General features: G+C 69.3%; 16 protein-coding genes and 1 pseudogene. 7 read left to right on the forward strand and 10 right to left on the reverse strand.

Annotation, left to right across the window (positions count from 1 at the left end; translation table 11 throughout):
• Positions 1-864, forward strand: a complete 864-nt coding sequence (locus ACIRB1_RS42195; RefSeq protein WP_352180545.1) for a carbohydrate ABC transporter permease — start codon at positions 1-3, stop codon at positions 862-864.
• A gap of 526 nt (positions 865-1,390) precedes the next feature.
• Positions 1,391-2,017, forward strand: a pseudogene (locus tag ACIRB1_RS42200) (XRE family transcriptional regulator); the annotation flags it as partial.
• A 37-nt stretch (positions 2,018-2,054) separates the two neighbouring features.
• On the opposite strand, the gene ACIRB1_RS42205 reads toward ACIRB1_RS42200, so the two are convergent.
• The gene (locus ACIRB1_RS42205; RefSeq protein WP_352180546.1) at positions 2,055-3,080 is read right to left on the reverse strand and encodes an ATP-dependent 6-phosphofructokinase; all 1,026 of its coding nucleotides are present in this window, start codon (positions 3,078-3,080) and stop codon (positions 2,055-2,057) included.
• A 286-nt stretch (positions 3,081-3,366) separates the two neighbouring features.
• Between ACIRB1_RS42205 and pta the strand changes: the two genes are divergently transcribed.
• The 3 genes from pta (at position 3,367) to pyk (ending at position 8,169) form a co-directional block, all read left to right on the forward strand.
• Entirely contained in the window at positions 3,367-5,457 is a 2,091-nt protein-coding gene (pta, locus tag ACIRB1_RS42210) for a phosphate acetyltransferase (protein WP_352180547.1), read from the forward strand.
• On the forward strand, positions 5,454-6,665 hold the full coding sequence (locus tag ACIRB1_RS42215) for an acetate kinase (protein ID WP_352180548.1): 1,212 nt from the start codon (positions 5,454-5,456) through the stop codon (positions 6,663-6,665). Before pta ends, ACIRB1_RS42215 begins: the two co-directional genes overlap by 4 nt.
• Before the next feature lie 73 nt (positions 6,666-6,738).
• Complete coding sequence (gene pyk / locus ACIRB1_RS42220) at positions 6,739-8,169, forward strand: pyruvate kinase (protein ID WP_352180549.1); 1,431 nt, start codon at positions 6,739-6,741, stop codon at positions 8,167-8,169.
• Positions 8,170-8,268: 99 nt separating this feature from the next.
• Here pyk and ACIRB1_RS42225 read toward each other — a convergent pair whose 3' ends face one another.
• The 4 genes from ACIRB1_RS42225 to ACIRB1_RS42240 all read right to left on the reverse strand — a co-directional run bounded on the left by ACIRB1_RS42225 (position 8,269) and on the right by ACIRB1_RS42240 (position 12,592).
• Entirely contained in the window at positions 8,269-9,612 is a 1,344-nt protein-coding gene (locus tag ACIRB1_RS42225; protein ID WP_352180550.1) for a hypothetical protein, read from the reverse strand.
• Positions 9,602-10,216, reverse strand: a complete 615-nt coding sequence (locus ACIRB1_RS42230; protein ID WP_352180551.1) for a DUF6114 domain-containing protein — start codon at positions 10,214-10,216, stop codon at positions 9,602-9,604. The genes ACIRB1_RS42225 and ACIRB1_RS42230 overlap by 11 nt, the downstream gene beginning before the upstream one ends.
• A gap of 117 nt (positions 10,217-10,333) precedes the next feature.
• Positions 10,334-10,969 carry a DUF6230 family protein gene (locus ACIRB1_RS42235; protein WP_403469319.1) on the reverse strand — a complete coding sequence of 212 codons (636 nt, stop codon included), beginning with the start codon at positions 10,967-10,969 and terminating at the stop codon, positions 10,334-10,336.
• 645 nt (positions 10,970-11,614) lie between these two features.
• Positions 11,615-12,592, reverse strand: coding sequence for a tetratricopeptide repeat protein (locus ACIRB1_RS42240; RefSeq protein ID WP_403469320.1), 978 nt, complete (start codon positions 12,590-12,592; stop codon positions 11,615-11,617).
• A gap of 200 nt (positions 12,593-12,792) precedes the next feature.
• On the opposite strand from ACIRB1_RS42240, the gene ACIRB1_RS42245 reads away from it, so the two are divergent.
• On the forward strand, positions 12,793-13,419 hold the full coding sequence (locus ACIRB1_RS42245; protein WP_403469321.1) for a TetR/AcrR family transcriptional regulator: 627 nt from the start codon (positions 12,793-12,795) through the stop codon (positions 13,417-13,419).
• A gap of 42 nt (positions 13,420-13,461) precedes the next feature.
• Here ACIRB1_RS42245 and ACIRB1_RS42250 read toward each other — a convergent pair whose 3' ends face one another.
• The 3 genes from ACIRB1_RS42250 to ACIRB1_RS42260 all read right to left on the reverse strand — a co-directional run bounded on the left by ACIRB1_RS42250 (position 13,462) and on the right by ACIRB1_RS42260 (position 16,151).
• Positions 13,462-15,162: a methylmalonyl-CoA mutase gene (locus tag ACIRB1_RS42250; protein ID WP_403469322.1), complete on the reverse strand. Its 1,701-nt coding sequence runs from the start codon at positions 15,160-15,162 to the stop codon at positions 13,462-13,464.
• Between the two features lie 84 nt (positions 15,163-15,246).
• Positions 15,247-15,585 carry a DUF3817 domain-containing protein gene (locus ACIRB1_RS42255; protein ID WP_352180556.1) on the reverse strand — a complete coding sequence of 113 codons (339 nt, stop codon included), beginning with the start codon at positions 15,583-15,585 and terminating at the stop codon, positions 15,247-15,249.
• Between the two features lie 56 nt (positions 15,586-15,641).
• Positions 15,642-16,151, reverse strand: coding sequence for a MarR family transcriptional regulator (locus ACIRB1_RS42260; RefSeq protein WP_352180557.1), 510 nt, complete (start codon positions 16,149-16,151; stop codon positions 15,642-15,644).
• A gap of 184 nt (positions 16,152-16,335) precedes the next feature.
• On the opposite strand from ACIRB1_RS42260, the gene ACIRB1_RS42265 reads away from it, so the two are divergent.
• Entirely contained in the window at positions 16,336-17,328 is a 993-nt protein-coding gene (locus tag ACIRB1_RS42265; RefSeq protein WP_352180558.1) for a glycoside hydrolase family 6 protein, read from the forward strand.
• A 29-nt stretch (positions 17,329-17,357) separates the two neighbouring features.
• Here ACIRB1_RS42265 and ACIRB1_RS42270 read toward each other — a convergent pair whose 3' ends face one another.
• Positions 17,358-19,313, reverse strand: a complete 1,956-nt coding sequence (locus tag ACIRB1_RS42270; protein WP_403469323.1) for a galactose oxidase-like domain-containing protein — start codon at positions 19,311-19,313, stop codon at positions 17,358-17,360.
• A 2-nt stretch (positions 19,314-19,315) separates the two neighbouring features.
• The gene (locus ACIRB1_RS42275; protein ID WP_403469324.1) at positions 19,316-21,118 is read right to left on the reverse strand and encodes a glycosyltransferase family 2 protein; all 1,803 of its coding nucleotides are present in this window, start codon (positions 21,116-21,118) and stop codon (positions 19,316-19,318) included.
• Between the last annotated feature and the right edge of the window lie 461 nt (positions 21,119-21,579).

Raw genomic sequence — 21,579 nt, forward strand, 5'->3', positions numbered from 1 at the left:
ATGGCCCTCTCCCCCACCCTCTCCCCCGGCCGCCCCCGCCTCTCCCGGCGGACGAGCCGGCGCCTGGCGGCGGACGCCGGACTCCTTGTCGTGGCAGCCGCGTTCGCGCTCCCGCTGGCCTGGGTCGTGCTGTCCTCGCTCGACCCGCACGCGGGCCTGCGGGTGAAGGCGCCCGGCAGCCTCACCCTCGACAACTTCACCGCGGTCCTGAAGCCGGACATCACCTTCACGCCCCTGCTCAACAGCCTGATCCTGTGCGGCGGCGGCACCTTGCTGACGGTGGTGTGCGCGGCCCTCGCGGCATACCCGCTCTCCCGCTTCCAGTCCCGCCTGAACCGCCCCTTCCTCCTCACCATCCTCTTCACCACGAGCCTGCCCATCACGGCGATCATGGTGCCGGTGTACGCCCTGTTCGTCCAGGTCAACCTCATCGACACCATGCAGGGCACCATCCTGTTCTTCGCCGCGTCCCAACTCCCCTTCGCCATCTGGCTGATGAAGAACTTCATGGACGGCGTACCGAAGGAACTGGAGGAGGCCGCCTGGACGGACGGCGCGTCGTCCCTCCAGTCCCTGGTCCGGATCGTGCTGCCGCTCATGGGTCCCGGCGTCGCCGTCGTCACGATCTTCTCGTTCGTGATGATGTGGGGGAACTTCTTCGTCCCCTTCATGCTGCTGCTCACCCCGGACCAGATGCCGGCGAGCGTGAGCATCAACGAGTTCTTCGGGAACCGCGGGATGGTGGCCTACGGGCAGCTGGCCGCGTTCTCCGTCGTGTACTCGACGCCGGTGATCCTGCTGTACGTGCTGATCTCACGGCGGTTGGGGGGCGGGTTCGCGCTGGGCGGGGCGGTCAAGGGGTGATCTCCTCGGCCGGGCTGTGGGCGTCCTCGAACGCCCGCAGCCGGGCCACGGGCCGCCGGACGCCACGAGGCTCCGCCCCCCACCATCGAATTCCCGCCACCGCCCACATCCCCCCACACCCGATCACCACCCCCACCACAAACGCACTCCCCTTCGACCCCCGCCCGAACGCTCCACCGCGACAAGCCACTCCCCGAAGCCCGCCGCACCGGCAAATGGCAAGGCAGGGCGGCATATTCAGTGGCCTCGGGTCAGCTCCGGCGCGCCCCTCCGCCCCCGGCTTCACCACTCAGGGTCACCGATCTCCCCCGCCCCGGGCTCGATACAGACCCCTCGCGCGACTAGATCCGTACGTTCCTACAATCCGTAATCCTGGCCGAACAGACCGTAGTCACCGCACGCGGGCGCCCCTAGCTTGTGGCGCGTGCGCCGACCCCCAGTTCAGCCCAGCCCGTCCACGCCGCCTCCGCCGCCCACTCCACCGTTCGACGCGCCCGCCGCCCGCAGGCTCCGTACCGCCCTCAATATGGGGCCCGAGCACGTCGCGTACGGCATGCGCGCCTCGTACGGACTGTCGTATGTCACGCCTGACCTGGTCATCGCCTGGGAGCGGGGGCTCACCGCGCCATCCGGGCCCGAACTCACCGCGCTCGCCGGCGTGTTGTGGTGCTCGGCGGGTGAACTCATCGGCAAGCCACGCACGCTGCGTGAGCACCGGCTCGCCCGGGGCCTCGCTCCGGAGGACATCGCCCGGGCCGTCGGGCTCGAACTCCTCGCGTATCTGCGGATGGAGGAGCACGACCAGTGGCGCGGCACCGAGCGCCAGTCGTCCGCGCTGGCCGAGCTGCTCGACCTCTCGCTGCCCGAGTTCATCAGTGTCACCGGGCGCGACGTTCGGCTCGCGGAGCTGCTGCGCAGCGCGATGACCACGCGATGGCAGGCGTACGTACGGCCGATCGGCAAGATGGTGCCCCTGGACCGGCGGCTCCTGGAGGACTCCCTCCAGGAGCTGCACGAGGACTACCAGGCGCAGATGGTCGCCACCCTCAGCTGGGGCGGAGGCAACTCCGCCGTCGCGGCGGGCGAGGCCGGCCGGGACTTCCTCGACCAGATCATCAGCCGGTTCTGGGCCATGGTGGACAGGAGTACCTACAGACATCCCGCGAGGCGAGGCCCCGCGGGCGCAACGGCTAGAAGACCGACTCCGCCTCGTCCATCCGGTCCTTCGGCACCGTCTTCAGCTCGGTGACCGCCTCCGCGAGCGGCACCATCACCACGTCCGTGCCGCGCAGCGCGGTCATCCGGCCGAACTGTCCCTGGTGCGCGGCCTCGACCGCGTGCCAGCCGAAGCGGGTCGCCAGCACCCGGTCGTAGGCGGTCGGTACGCCGCCGCGCTGGATGTGGCCGAGGATGACCGGCTTGGCCTCCTTGCCGAGGCGGCGTTCGAGTTCGTAGGCCAGCGCGGTGCCGATGCCCTGGAAGCGCTCGTGGCCGAACTGGTCGATCTCGCCCTTGTTGTAGTCCATGGAGCCCTCGGCGGGGTGGGCGCCCTCGGCCACGCACACGACGGCGAACTTCTTGCCGCGGGCGAAGCGCTCCTCGACCATCTTCACCAGGTCGGCCGGGTCGAAGGGGCGCTCGGGCAGGCAGATGCCGTGCGCGCCCGCCGCCATCCCGGACTCCAGCGCGATCCAGCCCGCGTGCCGGCCCATGACCTCGACGACCATGACCCGCTGGTGCGACTCCGCCGTGGTCTTCAGGCGGTCCATCGCCTCGGTCGCGACCCCGACCGCCGTGTCGAAGCCAAAGGTGCGGTCCGTCGACGAGATGTCGTTGTCGATGGTCTTGGGGACGCCCACGACCGGCAGGCCCGCGTCGCTCAGCATGCGCGCCGCCGTCAGAGTGCCCTCGCCGCCGATCGGGATCAGCACGTCGATGCCGAAGTCGCGCGCGATGTCCAGCGCGTTCTCGCAGGCCTCGCGGAGCCGGTCGCGCTCCAGCCGTGAGGAGCCGAGGATGGTGCCGCCGCGGGCGAGGATGCCGCTGACCGCGTCGAGGTCGAGGGTGCGGTAGTGACTGTCGAGCAGTCCCGCGTAGCCGTCCTCGAAGCCGATGACCTCGTCGCCGTAGGTCGTGACGGCTCGGTGCACGACCGACCGGATCACGGCGTTCAGGCCGGGGCAGTCGCCGCCTGCGGTGAGAACTCCGATGCGCATCGTGCTGTGTCTCCTGCTCGCTGTTGAGACCGGTGAGCCATGCCGATTCTTTCACGTCCTCCACAGGGTTGCCGATTCCGTCCCCTCCCGGGGCGCCGGTTCGGTCCGGTATGCCGTGTTCCGCGCCCCCGCGGCTCCCGTACGCCTCCCCAGCTGACGGGCGCCTTATCCACCCCCGGAGGTATTGTCAAGATGGTTCTGCTCACCCTCGGTGGGCGGTTTTTATGGCTGTCCGGGGCAGGAACACGGCGGCCGGAACACGACCATCCAGAGGGAGAACGCACCCGTGACGCGCAGCGTGTACGTGACCGGGATCGACCGCGGCGACGGCCGTCAGGTCGTCGAGCTGGGAGTCATGGAACTCCTGACCCGGCAGGTCGACCGGGTGGGGGTGTTCCGCCCCCTCGTCCACGACGGCCCCGATCGTCTGTTCGAGCTGTTGCGTGCGCGCTACCGGCTGTCCCAGGACCCGGCGACCGTCTACGGCATGGACTACCACGAGGCCTCCGCCCTCCAGGCCGAGCAGGGCACCGACGAGCTGGTGTCCACACTCGTCGACCGCTTCCACCTCGTCGCCCGTGACTACGATGTCGTCCTCGTCCTCGGCACCGACTACGCGGACACCCAGTTCCCGGACGAGCTGTCCCTCAACGCCCGCCTCGCGAACGAGTTCGGCGCCTCGGTGATCCCCGTCGTCGGCGGCCGCAAGCAGACCGCCGAGTCCGTGCTCGCCGAGACGCGCAACGCGTACCGCGCCTACGACGGCCTCGGCTGCGACGTCCTCGCGATGGTCACCAACCGGGTCGCCCGCGAGGACCGCGACACGATCGCCGGCCGGCTGGAGACCCGGCTGCCGGTGCCCTGCTACGTCGTACCGGACGAGCCCGCCCTCTCCGCGCCGACCGTCGCCCAGATCACCCACGCCCTCGGCGGCAAGGTCCTCCTCGGGGACGACTCGGGGCTCGCCCGCGACGCGCTGGACTTCGTCTTCGGCGGGGCGATGCTCCCCAACTTCCTGAACGCGCTGACCCCGGGCTGCCTCGTCGTCACCCCCGGCGACCGCGCCGACCTAGTCATCGGCGCGCTGGCCGCGCACAGCGCCGGCACCCCGCCGATAGCCGGCGTGCTGCTCACCCTGGACGAGCGCCCCTCCGACGGCGTCCTCACCCTCGCCGCCCGCCTCGCACCGGGCACCCCGGTGATCTCGGTGGCCGGCAATTCCTTCCCCACCGCCGCCGAACTCTTCTCCCTGGAGGGGAAGTTGAACGCGGCCACCCCGCGCAAGGCGGAGACCGCGCTCGGCCTCTTCGAGCGGTACGTCGACACGGGCGACCTGCTGAGGCGGGTCTCGGCGCCGAGCAGCGACCGGCTCACCCCGATGATGTTCGAGCACACGCTCCTGGAACGGGCCCGCTCCGACAAGCGCCGCATCGTCCTCCCCGAGGGCACCGAGCCGCGCGTCCTGCACGCCGCCGAGGTCCTGCTGCGGCGCGGTGTCTGCGAGCTGACGCTCCTCGGCCCCGAGGACCAGATCCGCAAGCGGGCCGCCGATCTCGGCATCGACCTCACCGCGGCCCAGCTGATCGACCCGCACACCTCCCAGCTCCGCGACCGCTTCGCCGAGAAGTACGCCGCGCTCCGCGCCCACAAGGGCGTGACCGTCGAGCTGGCCTACGACGTCGTCGCCGACGTGAACTACTTCGGCACCCTGATGGTCGAGGAGGGCCTCGCCGACGGCATGGTCTCCGGCGCCGTGCACTCCACCGCCGCGACCATCCGCCCCGCCTTCGAGATCATCAAGACCAAGCCGGACGCCGACATCGTCTCGTCCGTCTTCTTCATGTGCCTCGCCGACAAGGTCCTCGTCTACGGCGACTGCGCCGTCAACCCCGACCCGAACGCCGAGCAGTTGGCCGACATCGCCATCCAGTCGGCCGCCACCGCCGAGCAGTTCGGGGTCGCGGCGCGGATCGCGATGCTGTCGTACTCGACCGGTACGTCCGGCTCGGGCATCGACGTCGACAAGGTGCGCGAGGCGACCGAACTGGTCCGGCTGCGGCGGCCCGACCTGCGGATCGAGGGGCCCATCCAGTACGACGCCGCCGTCGAGCCCAGCGTCGCCGCCACGAAGCTGCCCGATTCCGAAGTCGCGGGCCAGGCAAGCGTGTTGATCTTCCCCGACCTGAACACCGGCAACAACACCTACAAGGCCGTGCAGCGTTCGGCCGGCGCGATCGCGGTCGGGCCGGTGCTTCAGGGGCTGCGCAAGCCGGTCAACGACCTGTCCCGGGGCGCCCTCGTCTCGGACATCGTCAACACCGTCGCCATCACGGCGATCCAGGCACAGACCCCGAACGAGAAGGCTTCCCAGCAGTGACCGCGACCCGTGTCCTCGTCCTCAACTCCGGCTCCTCGTCGGTGAAGTACCAGCTGCTCGACATGGCGGCCGGCACCCGCCTCGCGGTCGGGCTCGCCGAGCGGATCGGCGAGGAGACCTCCCGTTTCGAGCACACCCACGTCGACACGGGCGCCGTCCGTGAGTGGACCGGCCCGATCCCCGATCACGAGGCGGCGCTCAAGGCCGTGGCGGAGGAGCTGACGAGGGACGGACTCGGCCTGGACTCACCGGAGTTGGCGGCCATCGGGCACCGGGTGGTGCACGGCGGGAAGACCTTCACCGCGCCGACCGTGATCGACGACGGCGTGCTCGCGGAGATCGAACGGCTCATCCCCGTCGCGCCGTTGCACAACCCGGCGAACCTCGTCGGAATCCGTACCGCGATGGCGCTGCGGCCCGATCTGCCGCAGGTGGCCGTGTTCGACACGGCGTTCCACACGACGATGCCGGAGTCGGCCGCGCGCTACGCGATCGACGTGAAGACCGCCGACGCGTACCGCATCCGGCGGTACGGCTTCCACGGGACCTCGCACGCGTATGTGTCGCGGGCGACGGCGAAGCTGCTGGGGAAGGCGCCCGAGGACGTCAACGTGATCGTGCTGCACCTCGGGAACGGGGCGTCCGCCTCCGCCGTGCGCGGTGGCCGGTGTGTGGAGACCTCCATGGGGCTGACACCGCTGGAGGGACTGGTGATGGGGACCCGGTCGGGAGACCTGGATCCGGCCGTCATCTTCCATTTGATGCGTGTTGGCGAAATGTCCACCGATGAGATCGACACTCTTCTCAACAAGAAGAGCGGTCTGATCGGGCTGTGCGGGGACAACGACATGCGGGAGATCCGGCGCCGGATCGACGAGGGCGACGAACAGGCGGAACTCGCCTTCGACATCTACATTCACCGTTTGAAGAAGTACATCGGCGCCTACTGCGCGGTGCTCGGCCGGGTGGACGCGGTCGCCTTCACAGCGGGAGTCGGGGAGAACGCGAGTGCCGTGCGGGAAGCTGCCGTCACGGGCCTGGAGCTGCTGGGGCTCGGGATCGACGGGGCGCTGAACGCCGTACGGAGCCACGAGCCACGGCTGATCTCGCCCGCGTCCGCGCGGGTCGCGGTCGCGGTGGTACCGACGGACGAGGAATGGGAGATCGCCACGCAGAGCTATGCGCTGGTCGGAAATTCCAACGCCTGAGCGCCTGCCCGCCCATTTGTATCTTCCGCCAGACGGAATATTCCGTAGCGAAACAAACCGATAGGATCGTCCCATGCGCCGTTCGAAAATCGTCTGTACTCTCGGCCCCGCGGTCGACTCCCACGAGCAGTTGGTGTCGCTGATCGAGGCCGGCATGAATGTGGCCCGCTTCAATTTCAGCCACGGCACCCACGCCGAGCATCAGGGGCGGTACGACCGCGTCCGTGCCGCGGCCAAGGAGACCGGCCGTGCCATCGGCGTCCTCGCCGACCTTCAGGGCCCGAAGATCCGCCTGGAGACCTTCGCCGAGGGTCCCGTCGAGCTGGTGCGCGGTGACGAGTTCACCATCACCACCGAGGACGTCCCGGGCGACAAGACCATCTGCGGTACGACGTACAAGGGCCTGCCCGGTGACGTCTCGCGCGGGGACCAGATCCTCATCAACGACGGCAACGTCGAGCTGAAGGTCCTCGACGTCGAGGGCCCGCGGGTCCGGACGATCGTCATCGAGGGCGGTGTCATCTCCGACCACAAGGGCATCAACCTGCCCGGCGCGGCCGTGAACGTGCCCGCGCTGTCCGACAAGGACGTCGAGGACCTGCGCTTCGCCCTGCGGATGGGCTGCGACATGGTCGCCCTGTCCTTCGTGCGCGACGCCCACGACGTGAACGACGTCCACAAGGTGATGGACGAGGAGGGCCGCCGGGTCCCCGTCATCGCGAAGGTGGAGAAGCCGCAGGCGGTCGCCAACATGGAGGCCGTGGTCGCGGCCTTCGACGCGGTGATGGTGGCCCGCGGCGACCTGGCCGTGGAGTACCCGCTGGAGAAGGTCCCGATGGTGCAGAAGCGCCTGGTGGAGCTGTGCCGCCGTAACGCCAAGCCGGTGATCGTGGCGACCCAGATGATGGAGTCGATGATCACCAACTCCCGCCCCACGCGCGCCGAGGCCTCCGACGTGGCCAACGCGATCCTGGACGGCGCGGACGCGGTCATGCTGTCCGCCGAGTCGAGCGTGGGCGCGTACCCGATCGAGACGGTCAAGACGATGTCGAAGATCGTCGTCGCGGCCGAGCAGGAGCTGCTCAGCAAGGGCCTCCAGCCGCTGGTGCCGGGCAAGAAGCCGCGTACGCAGGGCGGTTCGATCGCGCGTGCCGCGTGCGAGATCGCCGACTTCCTCGGCGGCCGGGCCCTGGTGGCCTTCACGCAGTCCGGTGACACCGCCCGCCGGCTGTCCCGCTACCGCGCCTCGCAGCCGATCGTCGCCTTCACGATGGACGAGGGCACCCGCAACCAGCTGACGCTCAGCTGGGGCGTCGAGTCGCACGTCGTGCCGTTCGTCAACAGCACGGACGAGATGGTCGACATGGTCGACGCGGAGATCGCCAAGATCAACCGCTTCAACCCGGGCGACACCCTCATCATCACGGCCGGCTCGCCCCCCGGCGTCCCCGGCACCACCAACATGCTCCGCGTCCACCACCTCGGCGGCGCCGAGCGCAACTGACGTACACCTGAAGGTTCTTGTACGGCGCTGAGGGCGCCCCCTGGAGAAGGGGGCGCCCTCAGTTTTGTGCGCGGCTCCCGAACGGGCTTGTGGGTGGACTCAGTTCTGGTAGCTGCGCAGGCCGGGGACGGTCAGCGTGCCGCCGAACTGGCCTGCCTGGACCACCTTCACGTTGGTGAAGTAGATCAGCGGGATGTTCAGCGGCGGCGGGTTGTCCGGGTCGAACGTGATCGGGATCAGTCCGAACAGGTTGCCCGAGATGGACTGCGTGTACATGACCGTGTCGCCGTCGCGGATCGTGGAGGTCGAGCCGGAGGCCGCCTGCACGTGGTACGTCTTGCCGGACTGCTTGTCGTCGACCGTCTGGTGCAGGTCGCCGATGTCGGTGCCGCCGGAGATGACGTACTTCAGGACCTTCTTGACCGTGCCGTTGGCCGTCTTCACCTCGACGACGCCCTGGTAGTCGGCGCCCTTGAGGAGCAGCGAACTCGCGTTCAGGTACCAGGGATCGTCCGGCAGCAGCACCTTGTTGTCGACGCCGCCGGTGTCGTCCGTGGCGACCGGGCAGTCCGAGGTGTCGGTGCTCGCGCTCGCGGACGGGCTCGGGGTGGCCGTGGCGGTGGCCGCGTCCTCGGCCGCCTTCGTGGTGTCCTCGGCCGCCTTGGACGCCGTGTCGGTCGTGTCCTTCACGGTGTCCTTGGCCGTGTCGGTGACCTTCTTGGTCGTGTCCTTGACGGTGTCGGACGCGCTGGAGGAACCGTCCGAGGACGTGTCCTTCGTGGCGCTCGCCGAGGCGGACGCGGTCGGCGTCGGGGTGGCGCTCGCCGTGCTGCCGGACTTCGACGAACCGCCGGTGAGGATGCCGGTGATGACGTCGCCGATGCCGTCCAGCAGGCCGCCGCTGCTCGCGGACGCCGAGGGCGTCGCGGTGGCGGTGCTGCCGGACGAACCGCTCGACTCCGCGGACTTGCTCGCGGAGGCGGACGGCTTGGACGTGGCGGCCTTGTCGTCGGAACCTGAATCCGACGAAGAGGTCTTGCCCGAGCCGGAGTCGTCCGACTTCGCCCCGCCCGTCGCCGAGGGCGAGGGCGTCGCGGTGTCCTTGGAGGAGTCGGCGGACTCGCTCGCGCTGGTGGACGGCGTCGCCGTGGGGGTGGCGCTCGCCGTCGACTTGGCGAGGGCCGCGACGCAGTCCTTGTACTCGTCGGCCGTCAGGCTCTTCGACGACGGCGAGGTCGTCGCTCCGTTGTCGGCCAGCGCCAGGGAGGACGTGAAGCCCATCCCCATGATGACGGCGGTCGGCATCGCCACCGTGGCTATCGCCTTGCCGGCGGGCATGTGGAGCCTGGTGAACAGCGGCTTCTTGGGTGCCGCATGCCGCGGCCCGGTTCTCACACGGGACTCGTCCACATCAGTCCCGTGGGTCACCTCGTCAGCCGGCACTGTGCCTCCCGTTCGCCCCGTTGTTCACCGGGCTCGTTCCTGACAGATCGTTCGGCTCGTCCGTACCGTCGGCGGACTCGTACGGCGCGGGCTCCTGAGGCGCGGCGTAGTACGACGCGGACTCGTGCGGCGCCGCCTCGTACGGCGCGGCCCCGGCGGGGGCGCCGCCCTCTCCCTGGGTGTCCTCCTGGACCGCCTGCGGCTCCGGCGGTGCGCCCGGCGCCCAGGACACGGCCAGCGCCCCGCCGACCATGGCGAGGAGGAAGCCGATCAGGAAGCCGCCGAGGTTGGACACGGGGATGGACACCAGCGCCAGCAGGATCGCCGCGACACCCGCGAAGGTGCGCACATGCTTCTGGAACCAGAGGCTGAAGCCCAGGACGACGAGCAGCACACCGATGATCAGGGAGCCGGCGCCCGCGGTGGTGGCCATCGCCAGCGTCAGATGCCCGATCTGGAGATGCGCGTACGGGAAGTAGGCGATCGGGAGTCCGCCGAGCATGACGAACAGACCGGCCCAGAACGGCCTCGTGCCACGCCAGGCGCGGAACTGCAGCCTCCGGCGGGTGAACTGACCGGGTGCGGCAGGAGTCTCGGCGGTCATGGAAAACAGCTCCCTGGTACGGCGTTGCTGTGGTGGAGAGGTGCACCTCGCGTGAAGGTGCGGGTGGAAGGTGGACGGGCGGGGGCGCCACCGGCTCCCCCGCCCGCCGTCAAGTGCCTAGTAGCACTCGTGGGTGCCGGCCGAGACCGACATCTTCAGCCCGCTGAGCTTGAAGGTTCCGGCAGTGGTGGCCCACGCCGTCTGCTTCACGTCGGTCAGCGTGGCCGACTCGGCCTGCTGCGCGAATCCGTACGGGTTGGCAGCCTCGCTGCCGCCCTTCATGCCGGGACCCTTCGTGGCGTTTCCGGCGGCCACACCGATGTCGATGTTCTTGAACACCGCATCGGCGCTGAGGTCCTGGACGTCGATGTACAGGTTCTCGGCCTGCACCGGCGTACCGCCGCCGCCGGCCTTCAGCACGAGGCTGACGGACCCGAGCAGCGGGATGTTCGGGGTGACCACCGACTGGCACATGTTGGTGATCGACGCGGACTTGAACGCCGAGACAGCGACGGGGTGAGCCGTCTTGCTGCCGTCGAGGTTGTAACCCGAGTCAAGGGCTCCGTACTGCGTGAAGCCCGTACCGTCGAGCTGGTCGGCCGTCACCTTGAACGACTGACCGGAAACGCTGAACGACGCGGCGAGAGCACCCTGCGCGAGGGCCACACCTATACACGCCGTAGCGGCGACGCTGGGCACCATGACCACAGCGAAGCGCTTCCATCTCGTCCCGCCACGCACCTGGGACTCCATATTTCCTCCTTCTCGGACGTACATCTCCTGGCCCTGACTGCCCCCAGTTGGCGGCTCAGCCGGGCAGGGATGGGAGAAGTGCTACGTCCTCGGGAAGGGGAGCGCCCGTCTTCGGAGGCGCGAACCGCGCACCGATCACCGGCGATCACCCCCGAGCGACAACCACTGGTCGCGCCTGACGCACATCACGCACAACCTTGCTGGACAGGCTCCGCCGAGCGGCGAAGACCCCCCTGCCCAAGAGCCGACTCCATAGTTTCCGGCTCTACTCGGTGGGGACCCAGGAGATTCCGGCGACCCGACCGGCTGTCGGGTACGGAAATGGACCGAGCGTCGCCGATCGTGGTGCATTCTCGCCGCCCGCACAAGGGGCTTCGTTACTCGGTAGTAACGGCCGGATAACCGAACAACGACCCGCCGGTATCGGTCGACGACGCTGGGTGCCATCCTGGGCCAGGACAAATCAGTTGACACTTGGACGGAATCCGACAGATCAGCTGCCCTGACTTACTCCAAGTAACAGCGGCCGCGTTTACCAAGTTTTGGCAAAGCGCGGCCGCAGTGACACTCCGTCGGCAAATCTTTCACTCCGGCATCACAGGTCACGAGGTTTACCGACTGGTCAGAACCGGCCCCGCGCCCCGCTCAGAACAACGCCCTCGCCAGCGCCCGCCGAGCCGTCGTCACCCTGGGGTCATCGGCCCCGACGACCTCGAACAGCTCCAGCAGCCGCAGCCGTACGGCGTCCCGGTCGTCACCCACCGTGCGCCGCACGGTGTCGATGAGCCGGCTGAAGGCGTCCTCGACATGGCCGCCCACCAGATCCAGGTCGGCGGCGGCGATCTGCGCCGGCACGTCACCGGGCTTCTCGGCCGCCTCGGTGCGCACCTGCTGCGGGTCGAGCGCCGACACCCGGTGCAGCAACTCGGCCTGGGCGAGACCCAGTTTCGCCTCGGAGTTGCCCGGGTCGTCGCTCAGCACGCTCTTGTAGGCCCGCACGGCCCCGCCGAAGTCCCCCGCGTCCAGGGCCTGTACGGCGGCTTCGAGCAGGGCGTCATAGGGGCCCGCCGGCACCTCGGCGACGGCCTCGGGGCGGTCGCCCTGCTCGGCGTCGGGGTCGACGGCCAGGCCGGTGAGGCCGAAGCGCTGCTCGGCGACCTGGATCAACTGGTCGAGGGTCTGCCGGATCTGCGACTCGGCGGCGGCCCCCTGGAAGAGCGGGAGCGCCTGGCCGGCGACCACCGCGAAGACGGCCGGGATGCCCTGCACCCCGAACTGCTGCATCAGCATCTGGTTGGCGTCGACATCGATCTTGGCAAGGACGAAGCGTCCGTTGTATTCGAGGGCGAGCCGCTCCAGGAGCGGGCTCAGCTGCTTGCACGGCTCGCACCACTCGGCCCAGAAGTCGATGACGACCGGTACCTCGGTGGACCGTTGCAGGACCTCGCTCTCGAACCCCGCCTCATCTACGTCGCTCACCAGGTCGGCCGGGGAGACGGCCCCGCCGCCGCCCTGCCTGGCGCTCTCGGCGCGCGCCTGCTCCGCCTTGACCTTGGCCTCTTGGGCCGCCTTCACCGCGGCGAGGTCGACGACTCCGCTCATGGACATGTTCCGTGGCTGCATGCGTCTATCCTCCCCCGTCCGCGCGTGTGAATGAAAAGCGTTGTGAAAGCTCGTCCGGGACGAGCCGTCCGGCGCCGGGTCCCCACCCGGCACGTGGTTTCGCTACGAGTCGTAGCGTAATGGTGCGGGGTGCCTCCCGGACACCGGTACCCGGTGATCTCCCTCACTGCGCCACAGGACCCGACGGTTATGGTCGTGGGATGCAGAGCAGCACTCCCGCCCCGCGCGCCGCAGGACGCCCCCGCAGCGCCACGGCGGACACCGCGATCCTCGCGGCCACGCGGGAGGCCCTGGTCGAACTCGGCTGGTCCAAGCTCACGTTGGGAGACGTCGCCACCCGCGCGGGGGTCGCGAAGACGACCCTCTACCGCCGCTGGGCGGGCAAGAACGAACTCGTCGTCGACGCGGTGGCGGAGCTCTTCGACGAGCTCCGCCTCCCCGACCGCGGGACGCTGGCCGCCGACATCGAGGGCGTCGTCCTCCAGTTCGCGGCGATCCTGGCCCGCCCCGAGGCCAAGAGCGGGCTGATGGCGGTGGTCGCCGAGTCGATCCGCGACGACGCCCTGCGCGAGCGCATCCGCGAGTCGATCGTCGACCGGCAGAAGCGCCTGGTCCTGGAGGGCAGGGCGCGGGCCCAGGCGCGCGGCGAACTCCCCCCGGAGACCGACCCCGAGGAGGCCGCCCGCACCGCCGACCTCATCTTCGACGTGGTCGCGGGCGCGGTGGTCCACCGCACCCTGGTGAGCGCCGAGCCGGCCGACGAACGCTGGGTCCGCAGCTTCACCCAGGTCCTGCTGCTCGGCCTGATCTCGGTCAACACCCCGTAGAAACGGGCGGGTTCCTGAACCACCCCGTAGAAGCGGGCGGTTCTAGAACCCGGCGGGCTCGGTGTACACCCCCCACTCGTCCCGCAGCACCCCGCAGATCTCCCCGAGCGTCGCCTCGGCCCGCGCCGCGTCCAGCATCGGCCCGATCATGTTCGACCCGTCCCGCGCCGCCGCGAGCATCGCGTCCAGCGCGGCCCCTACGGCCGCCTCGTCCCGGACGCCCTTGCGCGCGCCCAGCTCCCGGACCTGCTCCCGCTCCACCTCGTGGCTGACCCGCAGGATCTCCAGGTCGCCGGTGACCGAACCGTGGTGCACATTGACGCCGACGACCCGCTTGTCGCCCTTCTCCACCGACCGCTGGTACTGGAACGCGGCCTCGGCGATCTCACCGGTGAACCAGCCGTCCTCGATGCCGCGCAGGATGCCGGAGGTGATCGGCCCGATCGGGTGCTGTCCGTCCGGGTGGGCCCGCAGCCCGCGCTCCCTGATCTGCTCGAAGATCTTCTCGGCGTCCGCCTCGATCCGGTCGGTGAGCTGCTCGACGTACCACGAACCCCCCAGCGGGTCGGCCACGTTGGCGACCCCGGTCTCCTCCATCAGCACCTGCTGCGTGCGCAGCGCGATCTCCGCGGCCTGCTCGCTGGGCAGGGCGAGGGTCTCGTCCAGGGCGTTGGTGTGCAGCGAGTTGGTCCCGCCGAGCACGGCCGCGAGCGCCTCGACCGCCGTACGGACGACGTTGTTGTACGGCTGCTGGGCGGTCAGGGAGACGCCGGCGGTCTGGGTGTGGAAGCGCAGCCACTGGGCCTTCTCGGACGTCGCGCCGTAGACGTCCCGCATCCAGCGGGCCCAGATGCGGCGCGCGGCGCGGAACTTGGCGATCTCCTCGAAGAAGTCGACGTGCGCGTCGAAGAAGAAGGACAGGCCGGGGGCGAAGACGTTGACGTCCAGGCCGCGGGAGAGGCCGAGTTCGACGTATCCGAAGCCGTCCGCGAGGGTGTACGCCAGCTCCTGCGCGGCGGTGGAGCCGGCCTCGCGGATGTGGTAGCCGGAGACGGAGAGCGGCTTGTAGGCGGGGATGCCCGTCGCGCAGTACTCCATGAGGTCGCCGATGAGGCGCAGGTGCGGCTCGGGCTGGAAGAGCCACTCCTTCTGGGCGATGTACTCCTTGAAGATGTCCGTCTGGAGCGTGCCGTTCAGGACGGCCGGGTCGACGCCCTGGCGCTCCGCGGCGACCAGGTACATGCAGAAGACGGGGACGGCGGGCCCGCTGATGGTCATGGAGGTGGTCACGTCGCCGAGCGGGATGTCCTTGAAGAGGACCTCCATGTCGGCGGCGGAGTCGATGGCGACCCCGCAGTGGCCCACCTCGCCCAGCGAGCGCGGGTCGTCGGAGTCGCGGCCCATGAGGGTCGGCATGTCGAAGGCGACGGAGAGTCCGCCGCCGCCGTTGGCCAGGATCTTCTTGTAGCGCTCGTTGGTCTGCTCGGCGTTGCCGAACCCGGCGAACTGCCGGATCGTCCAGGTCCGCCCCCGGTAGCCCGTGGCATACAGCCCGCGTGTGTAGGGGTACTCGCCGGGCCATCCGATCCGCTCGAAGCCGTCGTACGTGTCCCCGGGGCGAGGCCCGTACACCGGCTCGACGGGATCTCCGGAGAGCGTCGTGAAATCCGCCTCACGCGTGCGTGCGGCGTCGAACCGGGCCTGCCAGCGTCGGCGGCCCTCTGCGATGGCGTCAGCGTCCATACCTTCGAATTTACTAGGACGTCCTAGTAAATGTCGATGGCTGACCGCCGTACGCGACCCGTACGGCGGTGGAAGCGGTGGTGCTCAGACCTCGGCGGCGACCGGAGCCGGCTCGGCGAACCGGCCCTCGAGCTCACGGCTGACCCTGCGCTCGACGAAGAACGCGGCCGTCGGGATCGTGCCCGCGAGGAGCACCCACAGCTGCTTGCCGACCGGCCACTTGGCCTTGGAGCCCAGGTCGAAGGCGAAGAGCAGATAGACGACGTACAGCCAGCCGTGCGCGATGGCGACGACCTCGGTGAAGCTCCCGGCGCCGTCGATCTTCAGGAGGTACTTGGCGATCATGCTCAGGCAGAGCAGGACCAGCAGCACACCCGTGGTGTACGCCAAAACGCGGTAGCGGGTGAACACGCTCTTTTTCATGAGGACGAGCGTAACCACCCGTTCCGGGCGATCTTTCCCCGGGTCGGCGGCCCGGCTCACTCCTCCTCGAAGTCCTCCGCGGCGACCCTCAGGGGCCGCAGCATCGCGAAGATCTCCCCGCACTCCTCGGCGTCGTAGGCGCCCAGGCCGAAGTCCATCTCCATCAGGTCGCGGGTGGCCGCGTCGCAGACCTCGCGGCCCTTGTCGGTGATGGAGGCGAGGGTGCCGCGGCCGTCGTTCGGGTTGGGCCGCTTGGCGACGAGACCGGACCTGACCAGGCGGTCCACGGTGTTCGTCACGGAGGTGGGGTGCACCATGAGCCGCTCGCCGATCTTGGACATGGGCAGCTCGCCGGCCTTGGAGAAGGTGAGCAGCACCAGCGCCTCGTAGCGCGCGAAGGTCAGTCCGTAGGGCTTGACGACCGCGTCGACCTCGGCGAGCAGGATCTGCTGCGCCCGCATGATCGAGGTGATGGCGGCCATCGAGGGCACGCTTCCCCAGCGCTGCTTCCAGTGTTCGTCGGCGCGGGCGATGGGGTCGAAAGGGAGACTGAGGGGCTTTGGCACGCCACCAGACCTTACCGGCCGGTCACATCGTGGTCAGCCCCGTCTCGCCTATCGGTCCCAGTGGTCCCTGCGGTCCTCCGCGGCCGCACCCGTGTGCCCGGTGTCGCAGCGGAACGGGTCGCGCCCCTTGTGTAAGGATTACTGACTGATTGTCATTGAATGTCCCCCTCGCGCAAGGAGCAGCATGTCCCGGCTGATCCACACGTTCGCGGCGCTCGCGGTGTTCGGCCTCGCGGTGGGCTGTTCGTCCGCGTCCGACGTCGACGAGGCCTCCGTCGCCGCTGCCCGGTCCAAGGCGCCGGCCGGCGACATGACCTTCTGGGTCGACCCGGCGAGCCCGGCGGCCGAGCAGATCCAGCTGTGGGAGCGGGAGGGGCGCACCCAGGACGCCGCCCTGCTCAAGCGGATCGCCGACGAGCCGGCCGCGCTGTGGCCCGCCGGGGAGATCGACCCCGGTCCTGTGGTGCGGGCGGCGACCTCGGCCGCGCGCCAGGAGGGGCGTACGGCGCTCTTCGTCGCGTACGACATCCCGCACCGCGACTGCGGTCAGCACTCGGCCGGCGGGGCGGCGGACGCGGACGCGTACCGGGCGTGGATCGGGAAGTTCGCCGAGGCGCTGGGGAGCGCGAAGGCCCTGGTCGTGCTGGAGCCGGATGCCGTCGCGCACACGGTGGACGGCTGCACGCCCGGTGAGTACCAGGACGAGCGGGAGCGGTTGCTGAGCGAGGCGGTCGTCCGGCTGAAGCAGCAACCGGGCACGAAGGTCTACCTCGACGCGGGCAACCCGGCCTGGATCAGGGACCCCGGGAAACTCGTGGAGCCCTTGAAGCGGGCCGGTGTGCAGGAGGCCGACGGCTTCTCGCTCAACGTGTCCAACTTCCAGACGGACGAGGTGACGAAGAAGTACGGCGTCGAGCTCTCGCGCGACCTGGGCGGCAAGCACTTCGTCGTGGACACCAGCCGCAACGGCAACGGGCCGCTGGACGGAGCCTGGTGCAACCCGCCCGGCCGCGGCCTGGGCACCCGGCCGACCACCGACACCGGCGAGGCCGCACTGGACGCCTATCTGTGGATCAAGCGGCCCGGCGCCTCGGACGGCACCTGCGAGGGCGGTCCGAACGCCGGGCAGTGGTGGCCGGAGTACGCCTTGGAGCTGGCGCGCAACTCCAAGGCGTAGCAAGGCGGTTCAGTGGGTCACGGTCGACCTCACTTCACCTGGAGCCACTTGGCCTCCGACGGCGTGCCCTGCGCGTCCGTCACGAAGAGCATGTACCAGCCGGGCGGCACCAGCGCCCGGTCCTTCGGGACGTCCACCGTCACCGACTTGCCGTTCTTGACGAGGCCGAGCTCGATGGAGCGCTGCTCGACGTCCGTGGTGTGCGTGACCGAACTCGGGCGCATCAGACGGGCCTTGACGACCCGCTCGGGGTGGTCGGCGCGGAAGGTCGCCCGGTGGCGCCCGTCCAGGGTCTCCGGACCGTCCCGCAGTACGGGCCTGTTGGTGCCGTTCCGGTGCAGCGCGGGCGGGGTGAAGATCTCCATGCGCTGCTCGAAGTGGCCCAGTTTGGTGTTGGCCTGGTCGTCGAAGAGCGGGTCGGAGCCGAAGGTGACGACTCTGCCGTCGGGCAACAGCAGTGCCTCGGAGTGGTAGTTGCGGCCGATCATGGGGGAGGCGGCCGCGTGGAAGGCGTTGCCCTTCGGGTCGTAGAACTGCGCCTTGAAGATGTTGCTGGCGCTGCGGCCGCGGTAGTCCGAGGAGCCGTTGGTGGTGAAGACCGAGTCGTCCGGCATGATCACGCTGTTCAAGTACCGGGTGCCCTGCGGGAGTTCGGGGCCGTCCTTGAAGGCCGGGCTGTTCTGCTTGAGGTCGACGACCGCGGTGCGCGGGGTCGACTTCCTGGACTCGCCGACGCCTCCGCCGCCGAGGATCATCACCTTCTGGTCCTGCGCGGGCGGCAGCAGGAGCGAGGACGAGGTCTCGGTCTCGTCGGGGTCGCGCAGCCCGGCGACCTTGGTGAACTTGTTGGTCTTCAGGTCCCAGAGTCCCGGCTCACGCCCCTTGTTGGCGGGTCCGTACCCGGCGTTGGAGGCCGGGTAGAAGAGCTTGCCGCCCTTGGTGAGGAAGAGGGCCGGGTAGGTGGGGAAGTAGCGCTTGGGGCCCGGGGTCCACTTCTTGGTCTTCGGGTCGTAGATCTCGTTGTCGCCTTGGTCGATGACGCCGACGTCGTCGAGCCCGGAGACGGCGAGGACGCGGCCGTCGTCGAGGCCGACGAGGGTCGGGTACCAGCGGGCCTTCTGCATCGGGTCGACGGGGATGTACCGCTCGGCCTTCGGGTCGAACTCGTAGGCGGCGCGGATGCCTTGGTAGTCCTGCTTCTGCAGGGTGATCTTCTCGGAGAGGCCGTACGTGTTGTTCGCGTCCTTGCCCTTGAGGCCGACGATGTCGTACTGCGCCTGGTTCTCGGTGACCGACATCGGGCCCGGTTCGGCGGCCTCGACGAAGACGCGGACCTCGCTCGCGGTGACCTTGGTCTGCCAAGGCTGCATCACCCCGCGGGCGTTGTACGTGACCTTGAAATCGCGCTTGGCCCTGGGCACGGTGACGTCGAACTTGGTGACGTAGTCGACGCCGGCCGGTGAGCGGAAGACGGTGCCCTTCTTGAGGAACATCGCCTTGTTCGGGCTCTCGTTCTTGACGCGCATGCCGCCGCCGGCCCGCTTGACCTCGCCGTCGAGGAGTTCGTAGCGGGCGGTGCCGCCGGCCACCAGCAGGTTGCCGCTGGGGAGTTGGCTGTGGCCGCCGCAGAAGAAGTCGACCGGGGTCGGGATCTTCTTGAAGGTGTTGGCCTTCGGGTCCCACAACACGGTGTCGAAGGAACCCGCGTTGAACTTCTTCTGCTCATTGCCCGACCCGGCCACGATCAGCACCTTGCCGGTGTGCAGCAGCGAGGCGTGGATGGCGTTGGTGCGGTACTCCTTCGGGATGTCGATCTGGTCCCAGGAGCCGTACTTGGCCATGTACTCGGGCCGCGTGATCTTGTAGTCGTGGTACTGCTCGCTCGCGAAGTCGAGGGCGGCCGGGGCGTTGAGACCGGCCAGGACAGCGATGCCGCCGATACCGAGGACGGTCTTCCTGGTTCTCTGGGACGGCTGGAAAGCCATGGTCAGTTGCCCCCTGTCGTGGTGCTGGAGACGGACGTACCGGCCCCGGTGGTGGCGAGCGCTGGTTCGGCCGTGTCGACGGTGCGCGGGCCGCCGAGCAGCGACCGCCGCTCCCGGCGCTCCCGGCGCTCCTTGAGCAGCGAGCCGACCCAGACCCCCAGCGGCGCGAGGGAGATGACCATGCCCAGGACGGCCCAGGTGCGCATCGCCGCGTGCGTGTGGTCGAGGACGACGGAGCCGGCCAGCGAGGCCGCCAGGAGGATCGCCCAGAAGAGATGGATGCGGAAGGTCATCACCCGGTCGGGGCTGGCGTCACCACCCTTGGGGGTGACGACGAACCGGCTCGGCCGACGGATGAGTGCCTCGCCGAAGGACTTCAGATAAATGGGCGCGGACAGCGCGGACATCGCCATGCCCGCCAGCCCGCCCGACCCCTCCGGCTCGTGCGGGGAGACGTTGTGCCGCCGGTTCCACAGATACAGCCCGATCTGGAGTGCGGCCGCATCGCTGTAGAGCATCAGCCACACGGACGCGGCGACCTGCGTGCCGGACGCCCCGAACCACAGGAACAGGAAGCAACTCATGATGCCCAGCAGCCAGTTGACCGCCGTCATCGGGTAGTAGACGAGCATCATCGTGTACGAGAACAGCCGCCCCGGAGGCATCGTGAACGGCGCCTTCCAGTACTGCTTGATCAACGTCTCGTACGTGCCGCGCGACCACCGCATCTGCTGCGTGAAGAAGTCGGTCCAGGAGGCGGGGCCCTCGCCGACGGCGAGCACGTCCGGGGTGTAGACGGACCGCCAGTGCGTACGGGTCAGGGGGTTGCGGTGCCGGTGCAGCTCGAACCCGGTGGCCATGTCCTCGGTGATGGAGTCGTACAGCCCGCCGATCTGCTTGACGGCGGCGATCCGTACGACGTTGTTCGTGCCGACGAACATGGGGGCGCGGTAGCGGTTGCCGGCACGCTGGATCAGCGCGTGGAAGAGGAACTGCTGCGACTCGGCGGCCTTGGTGACGGGGTTGTGGTAGTTCCCGTACACCTGCGGTCCCACGACGAAGGCGACGTCCGGGTCGCGGAAGTAACCCATCATCCGCTCAAGGAAGTTGGGGAGCGGGACGTGGTCGGTGTCGACGGAGGCGAAGAACTCGTAGTCGCCGCCGTGCATGGCGATCCAGGCGTTGTAGTTCCCGTGCTTCGTACGGGCCTTGTGGACGCCCTTGGACCGGTTCCACTCCGGGACGCCGTGCCGTGTGAAGTGCCGTACGCCCAACTCGGCGCACAGGGCCTTGGCCTGCTCGTCGTCACCCTCGTCGAGAAGCCACACGTCCAGGACGTTGCCGGGCCCGGTGTGCCTGACACTGACCGCGCCTTCGAGGGTGGCACGGACCATGGAGAGAGGTTCCTTGCCCGGGACGTACGTCGTGAGGAAGGCGACACGGGTGCCGGGGGCGGGGACGACGGGGATCGGGTCGCGGGCCACCAGCGTGGCGTGGGCGACGGAGGCGACGTTGACGACCATGAACAGTTCGATGAGGCCGATGGCTATCAGCATCGTGACGTCGAGCCCGACCATCCACTCCTGACCGCCCTCGCGCTCGACCCAGTGGGAGGGCCAGACGAGATAGACGAGCAGGGCGGCGGTGAGCACCGGGGCGAGGCTCATCAGGAGGACAGCGCGTATTCGGTGGGGCTCGCGCGAGAGGAGCGAGGTGTACTGCACCTGGTACGACCCACCGGACGGCTCGGTGAGCGGCCCCGCCAGTCGGCTGTAGGTGTCGTAGTCGTAGCCCTCCGGCCGCACAGCGCCCTCCAATGATTGAGGAGTGATCGACGCCCGGCTCCAGGGAACCGCTACGTTCCGAAGATCGACCGGGCCGATACCCACACACAAGTGGACATCTGAGGGCGTGTCGAACTGGGCGCGTCCAGGTGGGTGGGAGTTGCCTCCGGCGGTGGAGCGGGGGCGTGCGGTGGCGGGGCGGGGGCTTTGATGTGCGGGCGGGGGTGAGTTCGGCGGTGGGGTGGGGGGCCTTCGGTGGGTGGGCGGGGGCTTTGGTGTGCTGGAGCGGGAGCTTCCCGTGCTGGAGCGAGGCGCCGCTGGCAGTAGGGCGAGGCGGCTCCGGTGGTGGGGCGGGGCAGCTCCGGTGGTGGGGCGGGGGCTTTGGCGTGCTGGAGCGGGGTGCCTCCGGCAGTGAGGCAAGGTGGCTTCGGCGGTGGGACGAGGCGGCGTCGACGGTTGGGCGGAGGATTCCTCGTGCTGGA

The sequence above is a fragment of the Streptomyces sp. NPDC096013 genome, assembly GCF_044763565.1.
Classification (GTDB): Bacteria; Actinomycetota; Actinomycetes; order Streptomycetales; family Streptomycetaceae; genus Streptomyces.